Below are 12,521 nucleotides of genomic sequence, written 5' to 3'. Positions count from 1 at the left end.
TATGGACTTTGGATTTACCACTGCCGCCTACGTCGTGGCGGCCGTTCTCTTCATCCTTTCGCTGGGTGGCCTGTCGGGCCAGGAAAGCGCCAAGCGCGCTGTCTGGTACGGCATCGTCGGTATGGGACTGGCGGTGTTCGCCACCCTCATCGGGCCCGGTGCGGGCCTGTGGTGGCTGTCGATCATCCTGGTCGCGCTTGGTGGCATGATCGGCTTTCAGCTGGCGTCAAAGGTCGAGATGACCCAGATGCCGGAACTTGTAGCCGGTATGCACGCCCTGGTCGGTCTGGCGGCCGTGTTCGTGGGCTTCAATGCGCATTTCGAGCTGGGCCGCGTTCTGCTCATGGATGACAGTGCAAAGAAGGCACTGGAAGGTTTTGCGGCGCTTCTTGCCAAGAAGGACGCCGTCGAAATCAACATCCTGCGGGTCGAGGCGGCGCTGGGCATCTGGATCGGGGCGGTGACCTTTACCGGTTCCGTGATTGCCTATGGCAAGCTCTCGGGCAAGGTGACCTCGGCGGCGACCAAACTGCCGGGTGGTCACGCGCTGAACGCTGGCGCGGCAATCCTGTCGCTGATCTGCCTGATCTGGTATCTGAACTCGGGTGGGTTCTTCCCGCTTCTGATCCTGACAATCGCGGCGCTTTTCATCGGCTATCACCTGATCATGGGCATCGGCGGTGCCGACATGCCGGTGGTGGTGTCGATGCTGAACAGCTATTCGGGCTGGGCGGCGGCGGCTATCGGTTTCAGCCTCGGCAATGACCTGTTGATCGTGGTCGGCGCGCTGGTCGGCTCGTCCGGTGCGATCCTGTCCTACATCATGTGCAAGGCGATGAACCGGTCGTTCATCTCGGTGATCCTGGGCGGCTTTGGCGGCACCTCGGGCCCGGCGATGGAGGTCGAGGGCGAACAGATCGCCATCGACGCCGAGGGCGTGGCCGCGGCGCTGAACGATGCCGACTCGGTCATCATCATCCCCGGCTACGGCATGGCGGTGGCGCAGGCGCAGCAATCGGTCAGCGAACTGACCCGCAAGCTGCGCGCCAAGGGCAAGAATGTACGTTTCGCCATCCACCCGGTGGCGGGCCGTCTGCCCGGGCACATGAACGTGCTCTTGGCCGAGGCCAAGGTGCCCTATGACATCGTGCTGGAAATGGACGAGATCAACGAGGACTTCCCCGATACCGATGTGGCCATCGTGATCGGCTCGAACGACATCGTGAACCCGGCCGCGCAGGAAGACCCCAACAGCCCCATCGCCGGCATGCCGGTTCTGGAATGCTGGAAGGCGAAACAGGTGTTTGTCTCTAAGCGCGGGCAGGGCACCGGCTATTCGGGCATCGAGAACCCGCTGTTCTACAAGGAGAACACGCGCATGTTCTATGGCGACGCCAAACAGTCGCTGGACAAGCTGCTGCCGATGATCGACTGATCCGGCTGAAACAGGTGGGGAAAGGGGCGTCCATGCGGCGCCCCTTTTCGTTTCCGGGTCGGCCGTGCGGTGGGTGTTCTTGCTCAAGAGGCGGGATGTATGCCAATGTATCCTGTAACTGCCTGAAATAAATAAATATTTGCTGTCTCGCCTTGCTCGCGTATAGTGCGCGAATACCGGAGAGCCCCCAATGACGCCCATTCAGGACCATCCCTTGCGCTTTGCGCTGGCCAACGAGCTGCACGCGCGCCCCTTTCCCATTTCGCGCGCGCCCTGCACGGTGGCCTATCTGGCAGTGAAGCAGCCGGATGCGGCGGTGGGGCGCGACCGCGAGGCGGACCGGGCGCATCTGATCGACCTGCTCGACCGGCATGGCGCGGCGCATCCACAGCCGGGGGCCACGCACTATGCGGGCCAGATCGGGCGCCACTGGCTGAAATGGGAGAGCCATACCGAGTTCGTGACCTATACGGCCTTTGCCACGGGTGTCAGCGCGCGTCCCTTCGATCCGGTCGACTTTGAAGTTTTCCCGCCTGACTGGCTGGCCGCCGCGCCGGGCCAACGGGTGACCTCGGCCCTTCTCAGGGTCGAGGAACAGCCGCCCGAGGCGGATATCATCGCCGCGTTGGCCGACTGGTTCGTGCCTGAAAGCCTGGCCGCCGCGCATGTGCTGGACCGGGCCGCGGTGGCAGCGGGCGATTTCCGCATCGACCCGGCGGGCCACATGCGCTTTGCCGTCTTTGTGGCGCCGGACACCGGCGAGCGCCGGATTGGCCGCATCATCCAGCGCCTGTGCGAGATCGAGACCTACAAGGCGATGTCGATGCTGGGCTTTGCCCGGGTCAAGGCGCTGGGGCCGAAGCTGGGTGAACTGGATGCCGCGTTGACCGCGCTGATGGTCAAGATGACAGATGGAGACCACCCGGCCGAGGAGTTGCTGCCGCAATTGCTGTCCACATCTGCCGAACTGGAGACCATGGCCGCGCGGGCTGAATTCCGTCTGGGCGCCACCGGTGCCTATGAGGCCATCGTAGGGCAGCGCATCAGCTCCTTGCGAGAGGAGCGGTTCGGCGGGCGCCAGACCTTTGCCGATTTCATGCTGCGCCGCTATGAACCCGCGATGCGGACGGTGAAATCCACCGAACAACGGTTGAAGCGTTTGTCGGACCGGGCGATCCGGGCCGGCGACCTGCTGCGTACCCGCGTGGATGTGGAACGCAGCGCCCAGAACCAGGCGCTGCTGGAGAGCATGGACCGCCGCGCCGACCTGGCCCTGCGCCTGCAACACACGGTCGAAGGCCTGTCTGTGGTCGCGGTCAGCTATTATGCGGTCTCGCTTGTGTCGGCCTTTCTGCTGCCACTGTCAGAGTGGTACGGGATCGACAAGAAGACGTTGATCGCGCTGGTCACTCTGCCGGTTGTTGGCCTGGTGTGGTTGGGTATCCAGCGGATCCGGAAGAAGCTGCATTAAGCACCGCATCGGTCAGTTTTGCACCCAGCGCGATAGCGGCCAGCGCCAGCAGCGCGGCAAGGCTGAGCGTGGGAATACCGGCCAGACCGGCACCCAGGGTGCAGCCACCCGCCAGCACGCCGCCCATGCCCATCAGCGCGGCCCCGGCCAGATAGCGGCCGGTCTGGCGCGGGCTGTCAAAGCTCTGCCAGCGGAAGCTGCCAAAGAGCAGCGCCGCTGCCAGTGCGCCCAGCAGCACGCCGCCCACCAGCCCGGTGCCGAAACCGGGCGCGATCGAGGTCGAGGCGATGGTGTAGAACAGCGTATCGGCGGCAGGGGCGGTGAATGAGAGGCTCTCGATCGCGATGGGGTCGAATTCGTCGAAGAGGACATAGCCGGTACCGACCCAGCCCAGCGGCACCAGCAGGCCGATCAGGGCCGCGCCCAGCAAGGGGAGCGCCCGATTGCCCGAGCGTGCCGCGACCAGCAGCGCGGCCAGCGCCAGCGCGGCGGTCCAGAGCGCAGCGCCGCCGGGCAGGGCGGCCAGCGAGACGGTCTCGCCCAGATCGACGGTCACCGCGCCAAGGCCGGTGCGCAGCGGTGCCAGCACGCCCTTGAGCATCGCATGGGCCACCACGGCAAAGACCAGAAGAACCGTCAGCGCCCGCAGGTTGCCGGTTCCGCCCAGCACGGTGAGCCGCGAGATACAGCCGCGTGTCAGCACCATGCCGGCGCCGAACATCAGCCCGCCCAGCACCACCGCCATTACCGGCAGGTCCGAAGTCAGAAGGCGGTGATCGGCAAAGCCGATCAGCCCGGACGCCACGGCGGCCTGAGTGCCCAGGATGGCGGTGGCGAGTGCGGTGAACCAGACACCGGCGGCCTGACGCGCGTCCGCACCCACCATGGCGCGGCGGAAACAGAACCGCGTCCGTTCGGCCAGAAGGCCAAACAGAACGCCCAGGATCAGGCCCAGAAGAACGCTGATCTCTTTTGCGGTGGTCTCTTCGAAACCAAGGGACTCGAACATGGCAGCCTCACGGGGAATTGAGAATATTTTCCCAGATGCGGGCAAAATGCACAACAATCAAGCACATCAGAATGTGTGCTGGCGTTCTCTTGTGGAAGATTCTCCCGTCCATGAGGGGGCTTCGAAAATGTTGTTCCGGCCTTGCCGGTTGCAGGAAACCAAAAGGCCGCCCCGGATCGGAGCGGCCTTTCTTTCGTTCTTTTTTGCCTCAGCGGCCCCGGATGCGCGGGTCGAGCGCGTCGCGCAGGCCGTCGCCCAGATAGTTGACGCTCAGCACCGTCAGCGAGATCGCCATACCGGGCCAGATCACCCGTTCGGGGAATTGTTGCAGATAGTCGACGCCATCGAACAGCAACCGCCCCCAGGTCGGGAAGTCGGGCGGGAAGCCGAGGCCCAGGAAGCTGAGCGCGCTTTCGGTGATGATCGCGGTGGCGATGCCCAGCGTTGCCGAGACCATGATCGGCGACAGCACGTTGGGCAGGATATGGCGGGTGATCAGCCGCGTGTTCGTGGTCCCGATCGAGCGGGCGGCCAGCACGAATTCCCGCTCTTTCAGGGCCAGCACATCGCCGCGCACGATCCGCGCCGTGGGCATCCACGAGGTGATGCCGATGGCAGACACGATCAGGATGAATATCCCCCGCTCCAGCCCGAAGGCGGCGTTCAGCGGCTCGCGGAACAGCAGCATCATGACCAGCAGCAGCGGCAGCAGGGGCAGGGCGAGGAACAGGTCGGTCAGGCGCATCAGCGGCCCGTCGAGCTTGCGAAAGAACCCGGCCAGCACGCCGACGAAAGAGCCAAGGAACAGTGCCAGCAACATCGCGGTGATCCCCACCGAGACAGAAGTGGCGCCGCCCGCCATCATCCGGGCCAACAGGTCGCGACCCAGCTGATCGGTGCCAAAGGGATGGGCCAGGCTGGGCCCTTGATTGCGTTCCCGGATCGCCGTCTTGGTCGGGTCGAGATCCCAAAGATACGGACCCAGATAGACAGCGGCCACGATCAGGAAGAACAAGGTCGCCCCCATCATCGCGCCCTTGTGCTGACGGAACTGGTCCCACACGTCATACCATTGGCTGCGCGGCGGTTTGGTGGGCTGGGGTTGGCTCAACTCAGTCATAGCGGATCCGCGGGTCAAGGATGCCGTAAAGAACGTCGGCGATCAGGTTGAAGAGGACGATCAGCACGGCAAAGATAAAGGTCAGGGTCTGCACCATCGGCAGGTCGTTGGCCTGAAGCGCACCGATCAGCAGCTGGCCGATGCCGTTCACCTTGAACACCTGCTCGGTAATGATGGCGCCGCCAAAGATCGAGGGAATGCCCAGCGCGATCACGGTCACCACCGGGATCATCGAGTTGCGCAGCACGTGTACCATCACGACGACATATTCGCTGAGCCCCTTGGCGCGGGCGGTGCGGACGTAGTCCTGGTTCAGGTTGTCCAGCATCGAGGCGCGCATGAAACGGGAAAGCTGCGCGGTGATCTGGAGCGCCAGCACCATCACCGGCATGATCATCTGTTTGAGCTGATAGACGAAACTGTCCCAACTGTTGACCACATGCGTGGTGTCATAGATCGACGGGAACCAGCCAAGCTGGACCGAGAAGATCACGATCACCAGCACGCCCGAGAAGAAGGGGGGCACCGAGAAGCCCACCATCGAGACAAAGGTGCCGAGCTGGTCGAACCAGCTGTATTGCCGATAGGCGGAATAGATGCCGATGGGCAGGGCGATGATGATGGCCACCACATAGGCTGTGCCGACCACCCACAGGGTCTGGGGGATGCGCTGCACCACGATGTCCATCACGGGCGAACGGGTCTGCCACGAGATCACCCGCAGCTTGCCCTCGGAAAGGGCCGTACCAAAGTAATGGTCGATCAGCACCTGCGGCTCGATCCAGAAGAACTGCACGATCCATTTCCAGAACCGGATATGCAGCGGCTGGCCCAGGCCCAGCGCCTCGCGCATCTTTTCCTTGACCTCGGGCGGCACCGTCAGCGGCACCTGCGCCATCGGATCGCCAGGGGCGAGTTCCAGCAGCAGGAAGATGACAAGACTGATGAACAAAAGCGTCGGGACGGCCAGGACCAGACGACGGATGGTGAAGGTCAGCATTCGGGTGCGCCTTTGTTTACGAGTCTTTTTGTTGGGACGGATGCCAGAGCGCCGCGCCCCGATGTTGGATCGGGACGCGGCTGAATGGTGTTGGCGTTACTTGATGCGGTGCCAGTCGGCTGCGTTCCACAGCTCGCTGTCCCACACGTTCAGGACGACGCCGCCCAGCGTGTTGGAATGGGCCGACAGACGACCACGGTGCACCAGCGGGATCATGCCGCCGTTTTCAACCATGATGTCGTTCAGACGCTTGGCGATTTCCGCGCGCGCATCCGCACCAGCCGTTTTGGTGAGTTCCGCATGCAGCGCGTCGAACTCTTCGTTGCAGAAGCGGCTGATGTTCTCACCCTGCCACTGGCTTTCCGGCTTGGGGGCCTTGTCGCACAGGCCGTTGCCCAAGTAGGACTGCGGGTCGGTGCCGTTGAAGGTGTTGGCGTACATTTCAACGTCGGCATAGAACTTCTGGAAGGTGTCGGGCGAGCCCGGGTCACCACCGAAGAACACGGATGCGTTGATGTTGCGCAGTTCGGTCTCGATACCGATCTCGGCCCACCACTCCTTGATCAGCGCCTGGAAGTCCTGACGCACGGCGTTGGTCGAGGTCTGGTAGACCACTTTCAGCGGCACGCCGTCCTTTTCACGCACGCCGTCGCCGTTGGTGTCGACGATGCCGGCATCATCCAGCAGCTTCTTGGCGCCTTCGATGTCCTGGGTGTCACAGGAGAAGGTGTCCGAGTTCACCGCGGCAGGTGCCGGAACCCAGTTGCAGGTGACCTTGCCGGCCTGGCCATAGCCGATCTCAACCAGCAGCGGCCGGTCGATGGCCATCGACATCGCCTTGTAGACAGCCGGATCCTTCAGGAAGGGATGCGGATGCTTGGCGGTCGAACGCTCGCCTTCGGGCAGGTCGGGCGAGGGGTTCGTCTGGTTCAGCATGATACGCTCGACCAGCGGGCCGAAGCCCGCGACCGGGGTACCCTTGCCGCCGGCCTGCATCTGCTGGATCACCTCGGGCGCCAGCTGCAGGTTCCAGGCATAGTCGAACTCGCCGGTTTCCATCACGGCACGACCGGCCGCGGTGGCATCGCCGCCGCCCTTGAAGGTCAGCGTGGCAAAGGCCGGCTTGTTCGGGTCACGATAGTTGTCGTTGGCCTTCATCGTGATCACGTCGTTCGGCTTGAACTCGGTGACGACAAAGGGGCCGGTGCCGATCGGGCCAAAGTTCTCGGTGGTGCATTCGGGGGCCTTGGCGCCCATGCAGTTCTCGAACTGGGCCTTCTGGATGATCGGGCTTTCGCCACCCACGAAGGGGCCATAGGGGAACGGGGTCGGCTTGTCGAAGGTGACCTTGACGGTCATGTCATCGAGCGCCTCGACCGAGGTCACGCCTTCGAACTTGGTCAGCTGCGCGCAGCCGCCTTCGGGATGCATGCAGTAATCGGCGGTGAATTTCACGTCATGGGCGGTAAAGGCGCTGCCATCCGACCACTTGATACCGGGTGCGATCTTCCAGGTGATCGAGGTCAGATCCTCGCTCACGCCGCCATTCTCGACGGTCGGGATCTCGGCCGCCAGGAAGGGCACCATGCCACCGTTTTCGTCGTAGCGGGCCAGCGGTTCGATGATCAGCGAGGCGGATTCAACGTCCTTGGTGCCGCCCGACAGGAACGGGTTCAGGATCGAGGGTGCCTGCCAGTAGATGATGCTGACATTGCCGTCCGCACCACGCTCGGCAAAGGCTGCCGGGGCGAGGGCCGTGCTGGCGATTGCACCCATCAAAAGGGCCTTGAGTTTCATACTACACTCCTTGTTGGACACGGATGTGTCGTGATTTTTTCCACGGTTAACCGTGGCTTGGGTGTTGCCGCCCGTTGGGTAAATCCTTGAAAGAAAAATCCTAATCCATTCGCGCTACGCGAAAGAACCAGGCTCCCCCAGGAACGGTTACGGGTCGTATCGAAACAGAGTTTTGGAAAATTGCAAGCCTTGCCGTCGGGAAAACGGTCAATGGGTTTGACTCCCCCCCCGCGAGGGCCTTAGCGTTTGCCAACAACCAAAAAGGGCGACCAAGGGGAGCGCGCGCGTGCTGGATCAGCCTATTGCACAGATCAAGAAGCTCAGAGTCGAGTTCCAGACAAAGGACGGACCTGTTGTCGGGGTCGAGGATGTCTCGTTCGAGATCAATCCGGGCGAGACGGTCTGTGTTGTCGGCGAATCAGGCTCTGGCAAGTCTGTTTCTTCCTTGTCGCTGATGCGATTGGTGGAGTTCGGCGGCGGTGACATCGCCGGTGGCCAACTCTTGTTCGACCGCCGCGATGGTGGCGAGCTGGACCTGGCGACGGCCGACCAGGACTATATGCGCCACATTCGCGGCAACGAGATCGGCATGATCTTTCAGGAGCCGATGACGGCGCTGAACCCGGTCTTTACCGTCGGGCGCCAGCTGACCGAAGGCTTGCGCGTGCACAAGGGCATGAGCCAGTCTCAGGCCGAGGCGCGCGCGCTCGAGCTGTTGCGGCAGGTCCGCATTCCCGAACCCGAGCGCCGGCTGAAGCAGTATCCGCACGAACTCAGTGGCGGCATGCGACAGCGGGTGGTGATTGCCATGGCGATGGCCTGCGAACCGCGTCTGCTGATTGCCGATGAACCCACGACCGCGCTGGACGTGACCATTCAGGCCGAGATCCTGGCGCTGATGGACCGTTTGAAGCGCGAGACCGGCACAGCGGTGATGTTCATCACCCATGACATGGCGGTGGTGGCCCAGATGGCCGACCGCGTGGTGGTGATGTTCCGTGGCAACAAGGTCGAAGAGGGTACGGTCGAGGAAATCTTCGAGAACCCGCAGCACGATTACACCAAGGCGCTGCTGGCTGCCGTGCCCAAGCTGGGCGAAATGCGCGGCAAGGTGGCGCCCGAACCGATGAAGCTGATGGGGGTCGCCGATCAGAAGATCGAGCCGATCATGGGCACCGAAACCCCGCTGTTGACCGTCAAGGGGCTGACCACGCGGTTCCCGGTCAAGGGTGGTTTCTTCCGCCGCACGGTGGCCAATGTGCATGCGGTCGAGGATGTCTCGTTCACCCTCAACAAGGGGCAGACCCTCAGCCTGGTGGGTGAATCGGGCTGCGGCAAATCCTCGGCGGGTCGTTCGATTCTGCGTCTGGTCGAGCCGATGGCGGGCGAGATCGATCTGGACGGCGTCGATATCATGCAGCTGGATCAGGCCGGGCTGCGCAAGGCGCGGCTCGACATGCAGATGATCTTTCAGGATCCGTTCGCCTCGCTGAACCCGCAGATGCAGTTGCTGGAGCAGGTGGCCGAACCCATGCGCAACTATGACGTTGCCAGCGGCTCGGAACTGGTGGACCGCGTCGCCTCTCTGTTTGACCGGGTGCAATTGCCGCGCAGCTTCATGCGCCGCTATCCGCATGAAATGTCGGGCGGTCAGCGGCAGCGAATCGCGATTGCGCGCGCGCTGGCGCTGAACCCCAAGCTGATCGTCGCCGACGAGGCGGTCTCGGCGCTGGACGTGTCGGTGCAGGCGCAGGTGCTGAACCTGATGATGGAATTGCAGGCCGATCTGGGGCTCAGCTATCTGTTCATCAGCCATGACATGGCCGTCGTCGAACGGGTCAGCCACCATGTGGGTGTCATGTATCTGGGTCGCATCGTTGAACTCGGGCCGCGCGTGCGCGTGTTCGAAAACCCGCAGCACCCCTATACCCAGGCTCTGATGAAGGCGGTGCCGATCGCCGACCCGCGCCGGCGCAAGTCCGAGAAGGACCTGAACTTCAAACCGATTCCCTCGCCGATCCATCCCATCGGCTACGACCCCGATCCCTCGCGCTATATCGAGGTTGAGCCGGGCCATTACGTGCTGGATGGCGAATGGGCGGGCTATACGGTCGACCGCGACTCGATCAATGCGGCCGCTCTGTCGCACGCGGGGCAGGGCGGACACTGACCCATGACTGAACGCCTGTCGCCGGTCGAGATCATGGGCGCGCTTGTCGCCTTTCCGACCGTCAGCCGCGATACCAACCTGCCGCTGGTGGACTGGGTCGAAACCTATCTGGCCGGGCACGGCATCACCGCGCAGCGCTGGGTCGATCCCGACCAGCCGCACAAGGCGGCGCTCTTTGCCCATGTCGGCCCTTGGGAAGAGGGGGCCGTGGTGCTGTCGGGCCATACCGATGTGGTGCCGGTCGACGGCCAGCCCTGGGACAGCGATCCGTTTACCGTGGTCGAGCGCGACGGCAAGTATTTCGGGCGCGGCACCTGCGACATGAAGGGATTCGACGCGCTGGCGATCTGGGCGCTGGTCGAGGGGCGCTATCGCGATCTGAAACGCCCTTTGCAACTGGCGCTCAGCTTTGACGAGGAGGTCGGCTGTACCGGCGCGCCGCCGATGATCGTCGAGATGCAGAACCACCTGCCCAAAGGCAGCGCCGTGATCGTCGGCGAGCCGTCGATGATGCAGGCGGTGACCGGTCACAAGGGCGGTTTTGGCTATGACACCCATGTTGTCGGCTTCGAGGTGCACAGCTCGATCATGCATACCGGGGTCAACGCGATCATGGCCGCCGCGCCGCTGATCGACTGGGCCAATCACCGCAATGCCGAAAACCGCGCGGCCACGCCCTCGGCGCTGGCGGCGATGTTCGATCCGCCCTGGACCACCTGCCATGTGGGCATGATCTCGGGTGGAACCGCGCATAACATCACCGCCAAGGACTGCCGCTTTGCGATGGATTTTCGCATCGTGCCCGGCGAGGCAAAGGAGCGGTGGCGCGACGCCTATTTCGAGGCGGTGCGCGAGGTCGAGGCGCAGATGCAGGCGGTGCATCCCGAGGCGCGGATTGATCTCTCCGAACAGTTCCACGTGCCGCCGCTGGTCCCCGAGCAGGAGGGCGAGGCCGAGATGCTGGTGCGCGCCCTGACCGGTGACAATGCGGGTCATGTCGTCAGCTATGGCACCGAGGCCGGACAGTTCCAGGAGGCGGGTTACTCCGCCGTGATCTGCGGCCCCGGCGACATCGCCCAGGCGCATCAGCCCAACGAGTTCATCACCGTCGCCCAGTTCGAGGCGGGCCATGGCTTCATGGCGCGATTACTCGACCGATTGTCGGAGTAACGGCGATGCAGGTGCGACCGGGCGCAACAGGATGGACCCCAACAGGTCGGCGCACCGGCGCAGCCGCCAAGCCCCGTTTTCACGCGCCGTGCCCCCGGAACTCCGGGGCGCGGCGTTTTCGTTTGTGTCAGGTGCCCGGATGTATCCGGCAAGGAGAGCAATAAATGCCGATCAAGAACCGTCTTGCGGACATGAAAGAAGAAATCACCGGATGGCGCCGGCATCTGCATGCCCATCCCGAGCTGTTGTTCGATGTGCATCAGACCGCCGCGTTTGTGGTCGAGCGTCTGCGTGAATTCGGTGTGGATGACATCACCACCGGCATCGGTCGCACCGGGGTTGTCGCCACCATCAAGGGCAAGACCGACACGGTGGGCAAGGTGATCGGCCTGCGCGCCGATATGGACGCGTTGCCGATCACCGAGGCGACCGGGCTTGACTATGCCTCGACCGTGCCGGGCAAGATGCATGCCTGCGGTCATGACGGGCATACGGCCATGTTGCTGGGTGCTGCCAAATACCTGGCCGAGACCCGCAATTTCGACGGCACGGCGGTTTTGATCTTTCAGCCCGCCGAAGAGGGCGGCGGCGGTGGCCGCGAAATGTGCGCCGATGGCATGATGGATCGCTGGAACATCCAGGAGGTTTACGGCATGCACAACACGCCGGGCCTGCCGGTCGGGCAATTCGCCATCCGGCCCGGCGCGCTTCTGGCCTCGTCCGACGAGTTCGAGATCGTGGTGACCGGCAAGGGCGGCCATGCCGCCGCCCCGCATGATGCCATCGACACCACGCTGGTGGCCTCGCAGATCGTGGTCTCGCTGCATTCCATCGTCTCGCGCAACGTGGACCCGGTCAAGCGGGTGGTGCTGACCGTCGGCACGTTCGAGACGGACAGCGTCGCCTCGAACATCATCGCCCATACCGCGCGGCTGTGCGGAACGGTGCGCACGCTTGATCCCGAATACCGTGCCCTGGCCGAGGCGCGCGTGCGCCGCGTGGCCGAGGATATCGCCTCGGCCTATGGTGCCACGGCGCAGGTGATCTGGACCCCCGGCTATCCCGCCACGATCAACAGCGAGACCGAAACGCACCATGCCGCCGAGGCCGCGCTTGCCGTTTCAGGCGCGGTGGACGATGCCGTCGATCCGATCATGCCCAGCGAAGATTTCGCCTATATGCTGGAAGAACGGCCCGGCGCCTATATCTTCCTCGGCAACGGGGATACGGCGCAATGCCATCACCCGGCCTATAATTTCGATGACGAGGCGATCCCGGCGGGCAGCAGTTGGTATGCCGAGATGGTCGAACGCCGTATGCCCGCCCGCTGAGCGGTCAGGAAAGACAGG

General features: G+C 63.6%; 9 protein-coding genes. 5 read left to right on the top strand and 4 right to left on the bottom strand.

Annotation, left to right across the window (positions count from 1 at the left end):
* The first annotated feature begins 1 nt into the window (after position 1).
* A complete protein-coding gene (locus AC2FLM_RS03850) occupies positions 2 to 1,435 on the top strand; it encodes an NAD(P)(+) transhydrogenase (Re/Si-specific) subunit beta (RefSeq protein WP_234138934.1) in 1,434 nt (477 codons plus the stop codon).
* Between the two features lie 190 nt (positions 1,436 to 1,625).
* Complete coding sequence (locus AC2FLM_RS03845; protein WP_234138935.1) at positions 1,626 to 2,906, top strand: DUF3422 family protein; 1,281 nt, start codon at positions 1,626 to 1,628, stop codon at positions 2,904 to 2,906.
* Here the strand turns inward: AC2FLM_RS03845 and AC2FLM_RS03840 are convergent.
* The 4 genes from AC2FLM_RS03840 to AC2FLM_RS03825 form a co-directional block, all read right to left on the bottom strand.
* The gene (locus AC2FLM_RS03840; RefSeq protein ID WP_496855898.1) at positions 2,842 to 3,915 is read right to left on the bottom strand and encodes a YeeE/YedE family protein; all 1,074 of its coding nucleotides are present in this window, start codon (positions 3,913 to 3,915) and stop codon (positions 2,842 to 2,844) included. The two genes, AC2FLM_RS03845 and AC2FLM_RS03840, sit on opposite strands and share 65 nt — an antisense overlap.
* 208 nt (positions 3,916 to 4,123) lie before the next feature.
* Positions 4,124 to 5,035 carry an ABC transporter permease gene (locus AC2FLM_RS03835; RefSeq protein ID WP_234138937.1) on the bottom strand — a complete coding sequence of 304 codons (912 nt, stop codon included), beginning with the start codon at positions 5,033 to 5,035 and terminating at the stop codon, positions 4,124 to 4,126.
* Positions 5,028 to 6,035, bottom strand: a complete 1,008-nt coding sequence (locus AC2FLM_RS03830) for an ABC transporter permease (protein WP_234138938.1) — start codon at positions 6,033 to 6,035, stop codon at positions 5,028 to 5,030. Before AC2FLM_RS03830 ends, AC2FLM_RS03835 begins: the two co-directional genes overlap by 8 nt.
* 96 nt (positions 6,036 to 6,131) lie before the next feature.
* A complete protein-coding gene (locus AC2FLM_RS03825) occupies positions 6,132 to 7,832 on the bottom strand; it encodes a peptide ABC transporter substrate-binding protein (protein WP_234177361.1) in 1,701 nt (566 codons plus the stop codon).
* Between the two features lie 286 nt (positions 7,833 to 8,118).
* Here AC2FLM_RS03825 and AC2FLM_RS03820 point away from each other — a divergent pair, with 286 nt between their 5' ends.
* From AC2FLM_RS03820 to AC2FLM_RS03810, 3 genes are all read left to right on the top strand, one after another.
* Positions 8,119 to 10,002, top strand: a complete 1,884-nt coding sequence (locus tag AC2FLM_RS03820) for an ABC transporter ATP-binding protein (protein WP_496855895.1) — start codon at positions 8,119 to 8,121, stop codon at positions 10,000 to 10,002.
* Positions 10,003 to 10,005: 3 nt separating this feature from the next.
* On the top strand, positions 10,006 to 11,172 hold the full coding sequence (gene argE, locus AC2FLM_RS03815) for an acetylornithine deacetylase (protein WP_496855893.1): 1,167 nt from the start codon (positions 10,006 to 10,008) through the stop codon (positions 11,170 to 11,172).
* Positions 11,173 to 11,336: 164 nt separating this feature from the next.
* Positions 11,337 to 12,503: a M20 aminoacylase family protein gene (locus AC2FLM_RS03810; RefSeq protein WP_496855891.1), complete on the top strand. Its 1,167-nt coding sequence runs from the start codon at positions 11,337 to 11,339 to the stop codon at positions 12,501 to 12,503.
* Positions 12,504 to 12,521: the final 18 nt, after the last annotated feature.

Source organism: Ruegeria sp. SAZD011, from assembly GCF_059612545.1.
This window is presented reverse-complemented; position numbering and strand designations above follow the sequence as displayed.

Coding starts and splice junctions, on each gene's coding strand:
- AC2FLM_RS03810 (WP_496855891.1), top strand. CDS start 11,337: ATGCCGATCAAGAACCGTCTTGCGGACATGAAAGAAGAAATCACCGGA.
- AC2FLM_RS03830 (WP_234138938.1), bottom strand. CDS start 6,035: ATGCTGACCTTCACCATCCGTCGTCTGGTCCTGGCCGTCCCGACGCTT.
- AC2FLM_RS03825 (WP_234177361.1), bottom strand. CDS start 7,832: ATGAAACTCAAGGCCCTTTTGATGGGTGCAATCGCCAGCACGGCCCTC.
- AC2FLM_RS03845 (WP_234138935.1), top strand. CDS start 1,626: ATGACGCCCATTCAGGACCATCCCTTGCGCTTTGCGCTGGCCAACGAG.
- AC2FLM_RS03850 (WP_234138934.1), top strand. CDS start 2: ATGGACTTTGGATTTACCACTGCCGCCTACGTCGTGGCGGCCGTTCTC.
- argE (WP_496855893.1), top strand. CDS start 10,006: ATGACTGAACGCCTGTCGCCGGTCGAGATCATGGGCGCGCTTGTCGCC.
- AC2FLM_RS03840 (WP_496855898.1), bottom strand. CDS start 3,915: ATGTTCGAGTCCCTTGGTTTCGAAGAGACCACCGCAAAAGAGATCAGC.
- AC2FLM_RS03835 (WP_234138937.1), bottom strand. CDS start 5,035: ATGACTGAGTTGAGCCAACCCCAGCCCACCAAACCGCCGCGCAGCCAA.